Raw genomic sequence first — 16,396 nt, 5'->3', positions numbered from 1 at the left:
TCTCCTACTTTTTATAGTTTTTTGAAAATATAATGGATGGTCCAATCGTTTATCCCGAGTGACGACTCATTAGTTCTACCGTTAATGGTTCGGGCTCAAAATCAAAATCTTGTTCCAGCATTTTAAATAATGTATTTGCTGCTGCTATACCCCATTTTTTTCGAGGTACTCTAATCGTCGATAAAGATGGAGTAAAGAAGTGAGACATATAAATATCGTCAAACCCAACTACAGAAATTTCTTCCGGAACTTTAATATCACTTTCTTGAATCGCTTTGATAGCACCAATGGCCATTTCATCATTTGCGCATACTACGGCAGATGGATATTGTCCGAGTGATTTCATCAAGTACTTTTTCATTTCAATGTAACCGCTCATCTCAGTGAAATCGGCTCGAATTAAATCATTTTCGTGAAATTCCAATCCTTGGTTTACAATTTCTTTTTTAAATCCTTTTAAGCGTGTTTCACCATCATAGGATGCCTCCGAGCCTGCGATAAAACCAATACGCTTATGTCCTTTTTCCTTCAAATGCTGAACTGCAATAGCGGAGCCTTCTTCATTTGGAAGGAGAACATTTTTTATGTATGGGTTTTTCAGCTCTCGGTCCAGTACTACACAAGGTAATTTTTCATTTGCCAATGATTCTAGCAATTCATCTTCCATGTGGTAATTTAATATAATTGCTCCATCGACATACCTTTCCACAAGAAGCCTATGAGTATCAACAGTTGCGCATACGACAAGTTCATATTCCTTTTTCATAACCACATCTTGGATCCCTTCAACCATGTCACTAAAGAATGGTCCAGTAAAACCACTTAAAAATAATCCAATGATATTCGTTTTTTGCTCTTTTAAATTTTTCGCGAGTCCATTTGGACGATATCCTATTTCTTTCGCGGCATGAAGTACTTTTTCTTTTGTATTATTTGTAATGAGCGGACTGTTATTTATGGAATAAGATGCCGTCGAAACACTGACTCCAGCGCGTTTCGCTACATCTTTTAAAGTAACCAAATACCCTCCCCCTTTAATTGAAACGTTTCAAATATCGGCAATACTTTCTTTCGAAACGTTTCTATTAATAGCGTGAAAAAAAGAAGCGTCTTAGTTTTCTCAATTGAAACGTTTCGATATTATTATAAAACGTTGTGTTATCGTTTACAACTATTTATCAAAAATTATATTATTTAAACTATTTACTTTTGTTAAAATTGTGGATCTTTGCCGATTATTTTCATTATAAAAGAATCATTTATAGATAGACACTGGAATTATCAACCATTAAAAACGTGAGACCAACTTTATGTCTCACGTCACTTTTTATTCACTTAAACACCATTTGATAGAGTCCGAAACTAACTGTATTGTTTTTGGATGGAGCAACGCTTCCTCCGTATGCGCAGGAGTCAGACATAGGACACGCCCCTCGCCATAATGGTGTGCCCATCCTGCTGCAGATTTCCCATCCTTTGATTCAGAGCGCAAAAAAATATTAGTACCTTCTACATCGCAGTCAATAAAGTAATGCTCATCAATGATTTCATATTCCAGATTGGGATCTGTAACATCGTTTTGACTGTCAGCGCTATACTTTACCTGCGACATTTCGGGATGATATTCAAAATATCCTTTAAGCATATTTATGTACGTATTTACTTCATAAGATGCCAAGCCAGAATGCCAAGCAAACCAGGATCCCCCATTTTCCACATATTTTGAAATGATGGACGCTTCTTCATCTCCCATCCACACTAAAGTTTGCGGATCTGTAGGATTGAGCTTGTTCCCTTTAAATAAAATAACTGCATCGGGATTTCCTTGGAGCTCTTGTATTAGATCTTTTTCGTGAATATACTCTACCTTTATGTGTCCATCCAGTTGTCTTACCGCAGAGTCTAGAGCTTGCCGGCACATCGATTCATTATGATAAAAATCACCAAGTGCCGCAAGAATTTTTATTGTCATTCCTGATCCTCCTATTAATTAATGAATGTAAAACCTTCTTCCTTAAGATAGGTCTCTGCATCATTTTTCGATCCAAAACTATCTACTAAATTGAGTCCAGCATATATATTCCATAGCATGTCTTCATTTATTAATACGAGAGATTCTCCTTCTCCGTTACGCCACTCATATTCAGGTGAATGAATATCTTCTCCATTTCCCACTGCATCTTCTGATAAATATTGAATAGAATCTTTTATTGTTTTTCGAAGTTCTTTTTCAGTTGCCTCCCTAATATTAACTAAACCCTTTTTATCAGCATTGTAACCCGGTAAATCTCCAACATAGACAAATCCATTTCCATTCGGATGAAGATGATGAACGACTACTGTTTTGTCGTACAAACTGTCCGTATAATGATAATTCAACCTTTTCATTGAAACTTCCTTCTTAGTAAGCTCGGGAAATGATTCTATAATCGCTTGTTTTTCTTCAAATGTCAGCATATTTTTGATCCTCTCTAGTTTATGATTGTATTCATATTCTATTTCTTTACAATTATTTTTTCTAAATACTCGAACGTATGTTCCGTTTGTGTTAAGATAATACTAGTAATTGCATAAGCAGGGCGGGCGGTTGGCCACTTCCCAATGATGGAGGTGATGCCAATGACGATATTCGAATCGATGAGTCTTATGATACAGCTTTGTGTTGGAATGATTACATTTCTAACATTCATAGTAACGATGGTCGTCATGATTTCCAAAAAGAAATGACCGTCCCCCTAGACCAAAGGATTGGACGGCCATTCTTGTTCTTTCTTAGGGTCAACCGCTCTTCTTGCGGTTTGCAATTACATGACCAGGTGGTAGCACACCTGGTCATACCCCATATTATGCTACATTACTTTCATTATACATTTGAAAACTCTACAATTCAATGAAAGACATGTGACTTTAGCCATATCCCCTCTATTTTAAACAATATTTTTTTCATTATTTTATAATCTCCATTTAATACTGCGAAATTATATTGTATGATATGGGTAAATGAATTTGCAGCTTGTGCAAAGTTTTTCCTCATAGCAACTTTTTTATTTTTTTGCATAGATTAAGAAAAAATGAAGGGCTTTAACTATAAAAATTGGGGAGTATAATGATGCCAGAAAATGTATTACTTGCATTTGGATTAACACTCTTTGCCGGATTAGCAACGGGAATTGGAAGCTTGTTTGCCTTTTTTACATCAACGACAAATACTAAATTTCTATCTTTTTCTTTAGGTTTTTCAGCTGGAGTCATGATTTATGTATCCATGATTGAAATATTCGTGAAAGCAAAAGATTCCCTCGTACTTGCTCTCGGAGTAGAAAAAGGGAACTGGGCAACCGTTGGAGGATTTTTTGCAGGGATGCTTCTTATTGGATTAATTGACCAGTTTGTCCCAAAACAAGGGAACCCGCATGAGCTTAAAAAAGTGGAAGAAATGGATAAACAAGTAAACGGAATTAAAGATCATGCATTATTGAAAATGGGAGCATTCACAGCACTAGCTATCGGGATCCATAATTTCCCTGAAGGGATCGCAACCTTTACTGCAGCATTGCAAGATCCTGCCCTTGGAGTTGCCATCGCGATTGCTATTGCCATTCATAATATACCAGAAGGAATTGCTGTTGCCGTTCCAATATATTTTGCAACAGGCAGTCGTAAAAGAGCCTTTAAACTATCATTTCTTTCAGGTTTATCCGAACCAATCGGCGCTATTGTCGCCTTTCTCATCTTAATGCCTTTTTTAAATGAAGTAATGTTTGGCGTTATCTTTTCAGCCGTCGCTGGGATTATGGTTTTTATTTCCCTCGATGGTTTATTACCTGCCGCTAAAAAATATGATGAAGCCCACACGTCCATTTTTGGTCTAGTAAGTGGAATGGCTGTCATGGCTTTAAGCTTATTGCTAATTATTTAGGAAAGGGGGCGGTCTCCCTTTCTTTTTTATGCTATGCTGTAAAAAAGTGGGAGGAGTGCGTAAATGATGAAAAATAATATACAAAAAATTGGTCAAATTGGAATCCCAGTAAAAGATCTTAATAGAGCAGTAAAGTTTTATAAAGAAGTTCTTTTGCTTCCGATGCCTTATACTAATGATACAATGGCTTTTTTTGTATGTGACGAAATTCGGCTTTTTTTGAGTCTTCCTGAAAAAGAGGAATTCGCTCACCCTAGTTCGGTTATTTATTTCCAAGTTGAAAATATTCATCATACATATGAGGACTGGCAAGCAAGCGGAATTGCCTTTATAAGCGAGCCTCATCTAATTGCAAAAATAGGAGATATTGAAACGTGGATGGCTTTTTTTAAGGATACAGAAGAAAATACACATGCAATTATGAGCGAAGTGACGGTTTGAATACGATTCGGGTGACAGCAGCTTAGTGAATTTCTTTTTGATTGTGCTCTATCAAATATTTCTCGATGAACCGTTGTATCTTTTACGTTTCGTCGAGAATTACGCTATTTTTATCGATCAAATGCCGCAACTTTTATTATTCATCAAGAATTACGCTCTGAGCGGTTTCTATTTGCCTGGTGGGTTACTTTCTCGCGAAATCCATGCCTGCAACATCGAAAAAGCGCCATTACGAATTTCTCATAATGGCGCTTTTTCCTTATTTATCTAGTTCAATGACTGAATTCCAATCAAGTTGTTTGCACATTTTTTCTAGTCTGCGCATTTCGCGGGTGGCTGAAATTTTGGTGCATCCTAATTCGATTGCTTTTTTGGCAACCCAACGCAGTATATAAACCATCGCATCTGCCTGGGCTTCTCTTGTTGCAAAGTCTAATAATATGAGCTCATTATCTTTTTTCGCAATACGCACATAGCCCCAATATTCACCTGCCATGATCCACCCAAAAAATAAATCACGATCTTCTGTTACATCGTTATTTGTAAGCGGCTCTGACAAATATTTAAGCCATTTATTTTCAGAACCCATGCCAGTTGGAGTCTGAACGATTCCCCAATCCATCGATTGCTGAGCCAGAATTTGCAGTTCCTCTTTGTCTTGTACTACTTCCCAAGTCTGGATTGTATGTGTAATCTTTTCAGGAGACGGAACATCAATTGAGATTTTCCAAGGTCTCACAGAAGGCGGCATTTCCAAACCAGTCAATATTTCCGACACTTTTACAGGCTCCAACCCTTTTTCACGTCCGAGTCGGATCAACGTCTTTAAGGAACCAGGTGTCCCTTTCGCTGCATCATTTGCGTGAAAAACGACGACTGCTCCATTTTTGAAGAAAGGTGTTACATTCTCAACGATCTGTTGTGACGTCAACCCTGCCCAATCTCTTGAGTCGTCCCCTTCAATATCCACATAGCCAAGGTCAGATAACCAATCCAAGTTCTCTTCTCTGAAGCTTAAATATGGAAATCTCATGAATGCAGGACAAGGTTTGCCTGTTGCTTCCTGGTATGCTAATTCAGTTAGCTTTAATTCGTCTAAAAATACATCCTTTGGTATTTCTGCCATTCTTCTATGATGATAAGAATGTGGAGCGAGCTCATGACCTCTTTCAATGATCATCCTTGCTTTATCTGGATGGCGATCAATCCATTCACCTGTAAAAAAGAAAGTACCTGCTGCCCCACATTGTTCTAACGCTTCTAACCAATTTTCCAATGGAACATAGTGAGGACCATCGTCGAAAGTAAGAGCAAAATGTGGATCTTGCGTATTCCCTCTAAAAATTTGACTAACCATCTAAATCTACCCCTTTTTCTACTGTTGTAAATTGCTAAATTATGCTTCTATTTCTTTATGATAATCAATTTTGTAGGATTTAAATTTTTCATAAACCTCATCACTGACTTCAATGCCGAGATGATCCATCGCAAGGAGCACTGAACCATAAACCGGTTCAATTTCAGGAATTACGAGTGTAATATCTCCATTTTCTTTTTCAACCGTTGTTTTTAATGAATCTAATAAATATGGATCTCTTCCTTTTTGGAAAACAGAACCAACTAATACGATTGGAATGTTTTCGCCTTCAAAGCCGCCTAATCTTTTGATAACTGAATTGGCTGCAATTCCTAGTTCTTTCCCTGTTTCTCTTAATATTCTAATTGCTACTTCATCGCCTTCATTAGCAGCTTCGTGAAGAACGACAGTCAACCGTGCCGGCACCCGATAAATTTCACGGTCTAAAAAGTCATTTACTAGATCATCCATATTTTCAAAGCCGAAAAACTCTGGTACTTTTTTCGTTAAAATGGTCGGACCTTCTCGAAACTCCCAAGACCTTACAGCTGAGCGAAAGGTGTGCTGTGCCATATCAGATCCCCCAGCACCATCTCCATAGAGATAACCCATTCCTCCTGTTTGAATCATTAATCCTTCTTTATTTCTTCCAGCAGAGTTCGTTCCCGTTCCACATACAAGCACGACACCTGTATTCGTTTTACTGCCAATTCTCAATCCTTCATATGTGTCACATACGAGATCCCATGACTTAAACGGCAAAGTTTCAAGTGCAGGTAAAAGAATAGAAAAATCATATGGTCGATCGGCTCCAGCTAGTCCAAATTGTGCGAAGGAAATATCGCTGTATTCTAAACCGGCTTCAGCCAACGCTTGATCAATTGATTCTTTTATATTTTTCATTGTACTTTCTATTGTATGTCCTTGATGATTTCCTCTTCCAGATAATCCCTCACCAAGCTTGTTTCCATTTTCATCGGTAATGACCGTATATGTTTTCGTTCCGCCCCCATCTACACCTAATACATAACGCATTACGCATCCATCCCCTTCTGCTTATATATATCTTTTAGTATTAATCTCGAACTTCAACAATCAATTCAATTTCAACTGGTGTATGGAAAGGAAGATCGCTTGTTCCAATGGCTGAACGTGCATGTTTTCCATTTTCGCCAAACACCTCTACTAATAAATCAGATGCTCCATTCATTACATATGGTTGGTCGGCAAATCCTGGAGTACTATTAACGAATCCTAGTAATTTGACAACTTTCACGACCCGATCTAAATCTCCTAAATGTGCTTTTAAAACGGCTAAACAATTAATGATTGTTTGGCGGGCAGCCTCTTGACCTTGTTCTATGTTTAAGTCCGCGCCAAGTTTGCCAGTGTACATCAACTCTCCATCAATTCGGCAATCTTGCCCCGAAGTATAAACTAAATTTCCTGTTTGATTACACGGAATATATGAAAACTTTGGCTCACCCGGAACAGGTAATGTGATTCCTAATTCTTGCAGCTTTTCTTCAATTTTTGACATATTTATTTCTCCTTTAAAATTTTAATGGTGACAACAATTGCTGGAAGAGATAAAAACTCCTTCCCGCGCATTTGTATGAACCCCGTTTTGCATCGTCATTTGTCCATTTACCCATACGTAACTTATCCCGTTTGGATAGTTTTTTGGATTTTGATATGTGGCTTCATCTTGGATTGTATCCGGATTAAAGACGACTATATCAGCGGCATATCCAGGAACAAGCAATCCTCGTTTACCTAGATTAAAGCGCTTAACTGGAAAAGATGTAATTTTACGGACAGCTTGTTCCAATGATAAAATGGGATCTTCCCTTACATACTTTGCAAACAATCGAGGAAACGATCCGTATAGCCGTGGATGAGGTTTTCCTGTATCGCAGTGCAGACTATCAGAAGCTATTAATGAGTTATCCCATTTCACAACTTGTTGCACATCCTTGTCCGACATAAGAAAATATACAATCGAAACATTTCCGTTTTCCTCTAAAAGCAAGTCAAGCATACAATCGACGGGATGTATCCCTCTCATTTCACTAATGTCTGCAATGTTTTTCCCTTCTAAACTACGATTCTTTTCCGTCTGAACAGAAGAAATCATGACATTGTTCCAGCCAGTAGAACAAACTAAGTTATCCCAGTCATCCTGTTCTCTACTTAATTCTTCTTTAATTTTTTCACGTATGCTTTTATCCTTAAAACGATTAAGCGTTTGTTGTACACCGCCCTCAAGCACCCATGGAGGTAGTACAGTTAAGAGCATCGTTGAACTTGCGGAATATGGATATACATCACACGTTACATCAAGGCCCCTCTCCCTTGCGTCCGAAATAAGTTCCATTGCGTCTTGAACTAAACCCCAATTCCTTTTCCCTGCTGCCTTTAAATGGCTGACATGTAGTGGAACCCCTGCCTTTTCGGCAATCCAAATCACTTCTTTGATTGAGGGAATTAAATTATTACCTTCACCACGAATGTGAGTGGAAAATAGTCCATTATACTTTGGAAGGATTGAACACAATTCTGCAATCTCTTCTTTAGAAGAATAACTGCCTGGTGCATATAAAAGTCCAATGGATAAGCCAATCGCTCCAGCCTTCAACCCTTCTTCAAGCAAGACTTTCATTCGCTCAATTTCTTCTTTGGTCGCCGCCCTTTTGGCAAAGCCCATCACTAAAATTCTTAAGGTCCCATGAGCAACATAGGTTGTAATATTTTCAGCAGGCCTCGCTTTACGAATGGCATCTACATATTCTCCGACTGTATTCCATGACCACTCATTTCGAGAGGTACCGATGACAGGTTGAACATATTCTTTTAGCAAAGATTTATATTCACCGAAAAAAGGAGCAGGAGATAGTCCGCAATTTCCAACTACCTCTGTTGTTACCCCTTGCTGCAGTTTTATTTCGCTATTAGGGTAGTTCAAAATCATCAAATCTGAGTGACAGTGCCCGTCTATAAAGCCCGGAGAAATTACTTGCCTCCCTGCATCTATTACTTGATGAGATTCTTGGTGGATGGAACCTACCTTTACAATGATTCCATCCTTAATTCCAACATCGCCATAAAACCAAGGATTTCCAGATCCATCCACTACTTTACCGTTTTTGATGATACAATCAAGCATCGTTTCACACACCTTTAAGATAGTTTTCCACGAGCATAAACAGTTTTTTCCTCGAATTGGTCGCCGCGCTTCAAGAATACTTTGTCATGTAAATTGACTGTACTGCAAATATGGTTTGGAATGATATGAACAATATCTCCAACCTTGAATGGATCCTCTTTGTTTATTTTGACCATGCCATGCTCTTCTGATATTCGTTCAAATATGGCATGAGGCGCTTCGACGATATGCCCAAATCCTTTTAAAAATAGCGGATCACTATTTGGGCCAACATCTGTCGCAAATGTTTTGCTTCCTCCATCAATAATCATTAAGTCCTTTGAAGGACGGCTAACAACGGTTGCCTGAATATAGGCAGCACATTCATCGAGTGAACTTGCATCTAACGCCGCTTGCATACGGTCATAAAAAATATAAGTACCTGGCCTTATTTCAGTAATCCCTTTTACCATTGCGGCAAAAGGAGCCGTAGGGGTAGATCCTACACTTATATCTCGGACCTGTATACCTTGACTACGCATTCTCTCCGCCAAATCAACCATTAATTGCCCTTCTTCAAGGCCTGCTTTTTCAAGTTCCAGTGTTGGTTTTCCATTCATGAAAAATCCGCGATACGTATAAATCCCTAGAAACTCAATACCTTCCCTATTTTGCAACTCGGCAGCGAATTTGATTGCGTCTTCATAAGGGACACCCGTTCTTCTAAAACCGATATCAACTTCAAGCCTTACTTGGATGGTTATTTGATGCCTTTTCGCCACCTCGGATATTTTGGCAGCCCCTTCAAAACTATCAACCCCAATGATGAGATTAATAGACTTGCTCAACTCGGCAACCCTTTCAATTTTCGACTCTGTGACAATCGGATAGGCAATAAAAATATCTTGAATGCCATGTTGCGCCATAACTTCCGCTTCCCCTACTTTTGCAACAGTGATTCCTTTTGCGCCGGCAGCAATTTGTCTTTTTGCAAAGTCCGGAATTTTATGCGTTTTCGTATGAGGTCGAAGTGACACACCATTTTTCTCAGCGATTTCGGCCAACTTTTCAATATTCTTTTGCATCTTTACTTCATCAATAATTAAGCTTGGAGTATCGAGCATGTAGATCCTCCTATCATCAATATTGTAAGCCCTTAAATTTGTTATAACATATTTATATTAACATATGGAACATTAATTAAAAATAATTCTTTCTATATTAAAAACTTGCGAACGAAGGGATTTTCTATCTCTTTTAGAGAAATATAAAAGGATTGAAAAATATAGTGAGGTGCTCTTAATGACAAAGTTTGAAGAATACAAATATACGAGACCCAACATTGAAGAATGTGAGTCCGCATTTAATGCTGAACTTGAAAAATTTAAAAATGCGGTAAATGTTGAAGAACAAAATGAAGCAATGAATAGAATAAATGATATTCGAAATGAACTAGGAACGATGTTCAATATTTGTTATGTCAGGCACACGATTGATACTAATGACGAATTTTACAAAAATGAGAATGACTATATGGATGAAATTAACCCTATTATAGAAGGGTTTACTTCTAAATTCTATGAAGCACTCGTTTCTTCAAAATTCCGGTCTGAACTAGAAAGCAAATGGGGAAAACAGTTATTTGATTTAGCTGAATGCCAGCTTAAAACATTCTCTCCTCATATTATTCCGCTTTTACAAAAGGAAAACAAGCTGGCATCTGAGTACACGAAGCTTGTTGCCTCTGCAAAAATTATGTTTGAAGGGGAAGAAAGAACTCTTGCACTGATTGACCCATTTTTGGAATCAAAGGACCGAGAGACAAGGAAAAAAGCGAGTGAAGCAAAATTTGGATTTTTCGCTGAACATGAGGATGAATTCGATCGTATTTATGGTGAGTTAGTAAAGGTAAGAACAGAAATTGCGAAAGAGCTTGGATTTAATAACTTTGTTGAACTTGCCTATTATCGTCTGTCTCGTACAGACTATAATGCAGACATGGTTGCTGCATTCCGTGATCAAGTGAAAGAATACATTGTGCCGATTGCCTCTAAATTACGTAGACGTCAACAGGAACGAATCGGTGTTGATAAGTTAAAGTTTTATGATGAAGGATTTCAATTTGTCTCCGGTAATGCAACGCCAAAAGGTTCCCCAGAATGGATTATTAATAATGGCAAGCAAATGTATTCCGAGTTATCAGCAGAAACAGACGAATTCTTCTCCTTTATGAATGAGAATAACTTAATGGATTTAGAGGCGAAAAAAGGAAAAGCAAGTGGAGGCTACTGTACTTATATAGAAAACTATAAGGCGCCATATATTTTCTCTAATTTTAATGGGACTTCCGGCGATATTGACGTTATGACGCATGAAGCTGGGCATGCCTTCCAAGTTTATTCAAGCCGTCAATTTGAAATTCCGGAATATAACTGGCCAACATATGAAGGCGCTGAAATACATTCCATGAGTATGGAGTTTTTCACATGGCCGTGGATGGAATTATTCTTTCAAGAGGAAACAGATAAATATAAATTTTCCCATCTAAGCGGAGCCTTACTATTCTTACCATATGGTGTTGCGGTGGACGAGTTTCAACATTTTGTCTATGAAAACCCTGAAGCAACTCCTGCTGAAAGAAAGCAAGCTTGGAAAAAAATTGAAGAAAAATATTTACCGCATCGTGATTATGATGGAAACGAATATTTAGAGAATGGCGGACTTTGGCAGCGACAAGGTCATATTTATGAATCTCCATTTTATTATATTGATTATACACTTGCGCAAATATGTGCATTTCAATTTTGGAAAAAGTCGCAGGAAAATCATGAAGAAGCTTGGAATGATTATATCCATTTATGTAGACAAGGCGGCAGCAAATCCTTTACTGGCTTAGTGAAAGAAGCTAATCTAATTTCACCATTTGAAGAAGGATGTGTAGCGTCCGTCATCGGTACGATTCAATCATGGCTAGATCAAATCGATGATAAGGCACTTTAATTAAGAAAAGCGCAAGGCGCACATTGGTCCTGGAATAATTGTAAGTAACAATTTATACTTTCTTTAATAGTAAAATAAGAAACATAATTTTGGCCCCCATTTTCTAGTCAAGAAATGGGGGCTATCTGTTATTTCCCTGATGTGAATTTTTTTACTTCGTCTTCCGTTAAATCTCGCCATTTTCCAATTGGAAGGTTCTTCAAACTAATATGTGCTATCCGAACTCGCTTCAGCTTCACCACTTTATAGCCAAAGTGTGAGCACATTCTGCGAATCTGGCGGTTAAGACCTTGAGAAAGAGTAATTTTAAAGCTCCGCTCATTGATTTTTTCCATTTTGCATTTATTTGTTATGGTGTGTTTCTTTTTAACAGGATTGAATATCTTTACTCCACCTGCCATACCGCTAATAAATTCGGGTGTGATATCTTTATTTACAGTCACAATATAATCTTTCTCATAATGATTTTCTTCCCTTAAAATCTCGTTTACGATACTTCCATCACTCGTAAGTAAAATCAAGCCTTCTGAATCTTTATCAAGTCTACCGATCGGGAAAATCCGCTCAGGATGATTGACAAAATCAACAATATTCCCCTCTATATGCTTTTCCGTCGTACACGTAATCCCTACTGGCTTATGTAAAGCGATATAAACATCTTTATTCTTCTTTTTCAAAATCTTTCCTTCAACTTCAACTTGATCTTCTGGTCCGACTACGAGACCCAGTACGGCAATTTCTCCGTTAACCTTCACTTTTTTCTGGATAATTAATTCATCTGCTTTTCTTCTAGAGCAAAGCCCTGTTGAGCTAATATAATTATTTAGCCTCATATAAGCCCCCTGTTGACATTTTGTAGCAATAATTAAGAAATGCGCAAGGTGCCCGTTCAGCGTCGTACAAACTTTTTAAGTTTCTGACGAGCCGATGTTGACTTATCGTAGGAAGAAGCCGAAAGTTTGCTAGTCTTTGGGCGCCTGAAACTAGACAATGAAAGACTTCTTTTTATTTTAGGATCGTATATAATTTTATACTTTCTTTACTGTAAATGAAAAGACATGCCAATGTCAAAGCATGTCATCTTACTTGAACTAACTTCGCAAATTCCTCGATAGTAGTAGAATTCTTAACATAGAGCCTTGGCAACAAATATTGTTCATCTTTTATACCTTTTTCCACATAAGGTTCCGGAATGGTTGTCAGCCCAAACGAATAATATTTTTTTGTTTCAGCAAGAACTTTATCATTAAATTCTCCGTATGGATAGGCAAGTGCAAAAACTGGCCTCCCCGTCATTCGCTGGATTTTTTCTTTAGAATCCTGCAATTCATATTTATAATCTTTTATCTTCGTTAAATTCGGATGTGTTGCTGTATGAGACTGGATTGAAAAGAAACCTGATTCAGACAACATTTTTAACTCCGATCTTGATAGACGATTTGATCGGTCGACGAAATCAGAAATGACAAAGATAGTACCTCTTGGTTTAAAATGATTTGTTTCCAATTTTTTGAAAATCGCGAAGGCATTTAAATTGTTTTTATATCCATCATCAAACGTAAGGAAAATAGGCTTTTTTATGTTTTTCAGTTCGTTCCATTGTTCAAATGTTAGTAAAGTATAGCCATGATCCCGCAAATAAACCATTTGTCGCTCAAAATTAACTGGGTTTACATATAATTCTTTGGAACCGTGGCCATTATATTCATCTATTGAATGATAGATTAAAATCGGGACTTTCCGCTCGGCCCATACCGTTGATGGGAGCATCCATATAAAAATGCAGAAAGTAATTATGGAAAGCTTCTTCATAAGAATCCTTCACTCGTTTCTAATGCAGAAATTCATACTTGCTGAATTTCCTCTTGTAGGTTCTTTCTCTCTTTACTTTGAAAAACAAATTTTGAAAGGGCAATCCCGATTTCATATAAAATGAACAAGGGAATCAATACTATTAATTGTGAAACAAAATCAGGCGGTGTAATAATAGCAGAAATAACTGCCATGACAACGTAAGCATATTTTCTAAAGCTAGACAAATGGTTAGGCGTGACGATTTCAATTGCAGTCAAAAACATTAAGACAAAAGGAACTTCAAATAGGAAACCCATTGGGATGGTGGTCATAAGTAAAAAAGAAAAATAGCTTTGTGTCGTAATCATCATCTCAAAGTTTGCTGTCCCTAACCCCATTAGAAATTGATAGGAGAAAGGAAACACAACAAAATAACCGAACGCGAGCCCGCTTAAAAAGCTAAGCAACATGGCTGGAATATATTTAATTGCATGCTTACTTTCCTTCTCCGTAAGAGCTGGTTCGATAAATCGCCAAAGCAGGAAGCCAATAAAGGGAGCAGACACGCCTAAGCTTAGGCTGCCTGCCACCCCTGTGTAAAAGCGAATCACATCTAAAGGGCCGAGCATCGTTAATTTCTGACTTTTTGTAATGATTGGGATCATTTGCTGGATAAAGATAATAAATATGGCAAAGAAAATGATGAAAAAGAGACTAGAATAAATAATCACTTTCCTCAAATCTCCCAAATGATCGGTTAACGCTTTTTCTTCGTCCATATTAACCCCTCACTTTTTAACCGGATCTGTGCTCTCAACCGGTTCTTGCTTTGCTTGTGTGGCCGCTTCATCGGAACTCATTATTTCATTTGCAGATTTTTTAAACTCAGACAATGTTTTTCCGAAAGCAGCCCCGATTTCTGGAAGCTTTTTTGGTCCAAACACAATTAAAGTAATAATTAAGATAATAATTAAACCAGGAATTCCAATTGATTGGAAAAACATATAAATCCTCCTTTTTAGGCGAGTTTCCCGCCGCTTTTACTATATTTTTGAATCCCTTCAGCTGCTCTATATGCTAGTGCTCCCAATGTTCCTGTTGGATTGTAGCCACTATTATGTGGGAAGGATGATGCCCCAACTACAAATACATTTTCAGCGTCCCACAATTGCGAATAGTTATTCACAGCTGATATTGAAGGGTCATTTCCCATTGGCACACCTCCGACATTATGTGTCGTCTGATATGGGACAATGTTATAATCCTGCAGCGCTCCGTAATTCATGAGTGTATCGGCACCCATTTCTTTCATGACTTTGTCACTTTGAGTGTTTAAATAATCATTTAATTTACGATCTTGGTCTGTGAAGTTATACGTCATCCTTAATAATGGGACTCCGTATGCATCTTTAAAAGTTGGATCCAAATCAAGATAGTTGTTTCGATGGGGCATCGAGGATCCTTGAAACCACGCGTCAATCGTTCTCGTATAGTATTTAATAGATTTCTGCTTAAACTCCTTTCCCCATAACGGTGTTCCAGACGGGACAGGGTTACTCGCAATCGGCCTAAATCCTGATTGACTAACGACAAATGAACCTCCGTGAATAAAATCAAGATCGCTATGATCAAAATTATCCCCATTAAAATCATCCACTACTTGTCCAAGAGCGCCAGCACCCATATATGAATTAAAACGTTCCTTTTCGAAAAAGCCTGTTGTGCCAGGATTAAGCTGATAGCAGTAGTTTTTTCCAATTACACCTGTACCAGTTTTTGAGTCATATGGCTTCCCGAGTTTTGAGACGAGTAAAAGCTTTGCATTATTCATAACATAGCTCGTGATGACAACGACATCCGCAGGCTGAATGACCTCCTCGCCTTTAGTTGTATCGATATATTTAACACCTGTAGCTTTTCCACCTTTATGCAGTATTTCAATAACGTTTGCGTGTGTTCTTAATTCAAAATTCCCTGTTTTAGTCGCAGTAGGAATGACTGTAACTGTTGGCGAAGATTTAGCTCCATATTCACAGCCAAAGCGTTCACAAAAAGCACAATATTGACAGGCATTGAGCTGTTCACCATCCGGATTTGTGTATGCTTCTGATAAGTTAGCTGAAGGCAATGAAAATGGATGTAGATTTAGTTTCTTTGCTGCATCCTTAAACTTGTTCGTCATGACCGTATTTTTCATCGGAGGCGTCGGATAATCACTGCTCCTTTTCCCGCCTAACGGATTCGGTTCACCAGAAATCCCGCAAGTTTTTTCAAACTTATCGTAGTAAGGCTCAAGCTCATCATACGTAATGCCCCAGTCTTGAATTAAGTAACCGTCCTTAATTTTATTCTTTCCGTACTTCTCAATCGTTTTCGTTTTAAGTTCAAAGTCATACGGTAAGAAGCGAAACGTATGCCCATTCCAATGGACGCCTGCTCCTCCAACTCCGGAACCAAGTAAGAATGATCCTAGCTGCCTCATAGGCAATGCTCTTTGATCAAGTTTATTTCGAAAGGTAATCGTTTCTTTCGATACATCTTGCATTAAGTCGTAGCGAATGGCATAGCGTAATTCATCATGTACCATGGAAAAGTCCTCTGTATTGCGATTGCCTCCTCCTCTTTCCAATCCAACAACCTTTAAACCATTTTTTGCACATTCAGCTGCGATAATCCCACCAGCCCAACCTACTCCGACTGTGACAACATCCGTTTTTGGTAAAGTTTTGGCCACGTTATT

Annotated in this window: 17 protein-coding genes; 3 read left to right on the top strand and 14 right to left on the bottom strand. The window is 38.0% G+C overall.

Annotation, left to right across the window (positions count from 1 at the left end):
• Nucleotides 1-49: 49 nt before the first annotated feature.
• From KHA96_RS09945 to KHA96_RS09930, 4 genes are all read right to left on the bottom strand, one after another.
• Nucleotides 50-1,021, bottom strand: coding sequence for a LacI family DNA-binding transcriptional regulator (locus KHA96_RS09945; protein ID WP_213129151.1), 972 nt, complete (start codon nt 1,019-1,021; stop codon nt 50-52).
• 306 nt (nt 1,022-1,327) lie between these two features.
• Nucleotides 1,328-1,972, bottom strand: coding sequence for a ThuA domain-containing protein (locus KHA96_RS09940; RefSeq protein WP_213129150.1), 645 nt, complete (start codon nt 1,970-1,972; stop codon nt 1,328-1,330).
• 14 nt (nt 1,973-1,986) lie between these two features.
• Complete coding sequence (locus tag KHA96_RS09935; protein WP_213129149.1) at nt 1,987-2,457, bottom strand: hypothetical protein; 471 nt, start codon at nt 2,455-2,457, stop codon at nt 1,987-1,989.
• 38 nt (nt 2,458-2,495) lie between these two features.
• Nucleotides 2,496-2,717: a hypothetical protein gene (locus tag KHA96_RS09930; protein WP_213129148.1), complete on the bottom strand. Its 222-nt coding sequence runs from the start codon at nt 2,715-2,717 to the stop codon at nt 2,496-2,498.
• 392 nt (nt 2,718-3,109) lie between these two features.
• Here KHA96_RS09930 and zupT point away from each other — a divergent pair, with 392 nt between their 5' ends.
• Nucleotides 3,110-3,919 (top strand): zinc transporter ZupT, encoded by an 810-nt coding sequence (gene zupT, locus KHA96_RS09925; RefSeq protein WP_213129147.1) that lies wholly within the window; start codon nt 3,110-3,112, stop codon nt 3,917-3,919.
• A gap of 63 nt (nt 3,920-3,982) precedes the next feature.
• Entirely contained in the window at nt 3,983-4,360 is a 378-nt protein-coding gene (locus tag KHA96_RS09920; protein ID WP_213129146.1) for a VOC family protein, read from the top strand.
• A 259-nt stretch (nt 4,361-4,619) separates the two neighbouring features.
• Here the strand turns inward: KHA96_RS09920 and KHA96_RS09915 are convergent, their stop codons facing one another.
• From KHA96_RS09915 to KHA96_RS09895, 5 genes are read right to left on the bottom strand one after another with little or no spacing between them, the layout of a single operon-like run.
• A complete protein-coding gene (locus KHA96_RS09915) occupies nt 4,620-5,717 on the bottom strand; it encodes a polysaccharide deacetylase family protein (RefSeq protein WP_213129145.1) in 1,098 nt (365 codons plus the stop codon).
• 39 nt (nt 5,718-5,756) lie between these two features.
• Nucleotides 5,757-6,752, bottom strand: coding sequence for an N-acetylglucosamine kinase (locus KHA96_RS09910; protein ID WP_213129144.1), 996 nt, complete (start codon nt 6,750-6,752; stop codon nt 5,757-5,759).
• Between the two features lie 40 nt (nt 6,753-6,792).
• On the bottom strand, nt 6,793-7,257 hold the full coding sequence (locus tag KHA96_RS09905) for a RidA family protein (protein WP_213129143.1): 465 nt from the start codon (nt 7,255-7,257) through the stop codon (nt 6,793-6,795).
• Between the two features lie 21 nt (nt 7,258-7,278).
• The gene (locus tag KHA96_RS09900) at nt 7,279-8,883 is read right to left on the bottom strand and encodes an N-acyl-D-amino-acid deacylase family protein (RefSeq protein WP_213129142.1); all 1,605 of its coding nucleotides are present in this window, start codon (nt 8,881-8,883) and stop codon (nt 7,279-7,281) included.
• Between the two features lie 14 nt (nt 8,884-8,897).
• On the bottom strand, nt 8,898-9,986 hold the full coding sequence (locus tag KHA96_RS09895) for an alanine racemase (RefSeq protein ID WP_213129141.1): 1,089 nt from the start codon (nt 9,984-9,986) through the stop codon (nt 8,898-8,900).
• 178 nt (nt 9,987-10,164) lie between these two features.
• Between KHA96_RS09895 and KHA96_RS09890 the strand changes: the two genes are divergently transcribed.
• Nucleotides 10,165-11,862 carry a M3 family oligoendopeptidase gene (locus KHA96_RS09890; protein WP_213129140.1) on the top strand — a complete coding sequence of 566 codons (1,698 nt, stop codon included), beginning with the start codon at nt 10,165-10,167 and terminating at the stop codon, nt 11,860-11,862.
• 128 nt (nt 11,863-11,990) lie between these two features.
• Here the strand turns inward: KHA96_RS09890 and KHA96_RS09885 are convergent, their stop codons facing one another.
• From KHA96_RS09885 to KHA96_RS09865, 5 genes are all read right to left on the bottom strand, one after another.
• A complete protein-coding gene (locus tag KHA96_RS09885; RefSeq protein WP_213129139.1) occupies nt 11,991-12,695 on the bottom strand; it encodes a pseudouridine synthase in 705 nt (234 codons plus the stop codon).
• Nucleotides 12,696-12,939: 244 nt separating this feature from the next.
• Entirely contained in the window at nt 12,940-13,674 is a 735-nt protein-coding gene (locus tag KHA96_RS09880) for a polysaccharide deacetylase family protein (RefSeq protein ID WP_213129138.1), read from the bottom strand.
• Nucleotides 13,675-13,706: 32 nt separating this feature from the next.
• On the bottom strand, nt 13,707-14,435 hold the full coding sequence (gene tatC / locus KHA96_RS09875) for a twin-arginine translocase subunit TatC (RefSeq protein WP_213129137.1): 729 nt from the start codon (nt 14,433-14,435) through the stop codon (nt 13,707-13,709).
• A gap of 9 nt (nt 14,436-14,444) precedes the next feature.
• Nucleotides 14,445-14,660, bottom strand: a complete 216-nt coding sequence (gene tatA / locus KHA96_RS09870) for a twin-arginine translocase TatA/TatE family subunit (protein WP_213129136.1) — start codon at nt 14,658-14,660, stop codon at nt 14,445-14,447.
• 14 nt (nt 14,661-14,674) lie between these two features.
• Entirely contained in the window at nt 14,675-16,390 is a 1,716-nt protein-coding gene (locus KHA96_RS09865; protein WP_213129135.1) for a GMC family oxidoreductase, read from the bottom strand.
• Nucleotides 16,391-16,396: the final 6 nt, after the last annotated feature.

It is taken from the genome of Bacillus sp. FJAT-49711 (assembly GCF_018343715.1).
Taxonomy (GTDB): Bacteria; Bacillota; Bacilli; order Bacillales; family Bacillaceae_C; genus Lederbergia.
This window is presented reverse-complemented; position numbering and strand designations above follow the sequence as displayed.

Bases quoted from the DNA above. Each gene is read 5' to 3' on its own strand.
- KHA96_RS09940 (WP_213129150.1), bottom strand. From the start codon at position 1,972: ATGACAATAAAAATTCTTGCGGCACTTGGTGATTTTTATCATAATGAA.
- KHA96_RS09935 (WP_213129149.1), bottom strand. From the start codon at position 2,457: ATGCTGACATTTGAAGAAAAACAAGCGATTATAGAATCATTTCCCGAG.
- zupT (WP_213129147.1), top strand. From the start codon at position 3,110: ATGCCAGAAAATGTATTACTTGCATTTGGATTAACACTCTTTGCCGGA.
- KHA96_RS09920 (WP_213129146.1), top strand. From the start codon at position 3,983: ATGATGAAAAATAATATACAAAAAATTGGTCAAATTGGAATCCCAGTA.
- KHA96_RS09915 (WP_213129145.1), bottom strand. From the start codon at position 5,717: ATGGTTAGTCAAATTTTTAGAGGGAATACGCAAGATCCACATTTTGCT.
- KHA96_RS09910 (WP_213129144.1), bottom strand. From the start codon at position 6,752: ATGCGTTATGTATTAGGTGTAGATGGGGGCGGAACGAAAACATATACG.
- KHA96_RS09905 (WP_213129143.1), bottom strand. From the start codon at position 7,257: ATGTCAAAAATTGAAGAAAAGCTGCAAGAATTAGGAATCACATTACCT.
- KHA96_RS09900 (WP_213129142.1), bottom strand. From the start codon at position 8,883: ATGCTTGATTGTATCATCAAAAACGGTAAAGTAGTGGATGGATCTGGA.
- KHA96_RS09895 (WP_213129141.1), bottom strand. From the start codon at position 9,986: ATGCTCGATACTCCAAGCTTAATTATTGATGAAGTAAAGATGCAAAAG.
- KHA96_RS09890 (WP_213129140.1), top strand. From the start codon at position 10,165: ATGACAAAGTTTGAAGAATACAAATATACGAGACCCAACATTGAAGAA.
- KHA96_RS09885 (WP_213129139.1), bottom strand. From the start codon at position 12,695: ATGAGGCTAAATAATTATATTAGCTCAACAGGGCTTTGCTCTAGAAGA.
- KHA96_RS09880 (WP_213129138.1), bottom strand. From the start codon at position 13,674: ATGAAGAAGCTTTCCATAATTACTTTCTGCATTTTTATATGGATGCTC.
- tatC (WP_213129137.1), bottom strand. From the start codon at position 14,435: ATGGACGAAGAAAAAGCGTTAACCGATCATTTGGGAGATTTGAGGAAA.
- tatA (WP_213129136.1), bottom strand. From the start codon at position 14,660: ATGTTTTTCCAATCAATTGGAATTCCTGGTTTAATTATTATCTTAATT.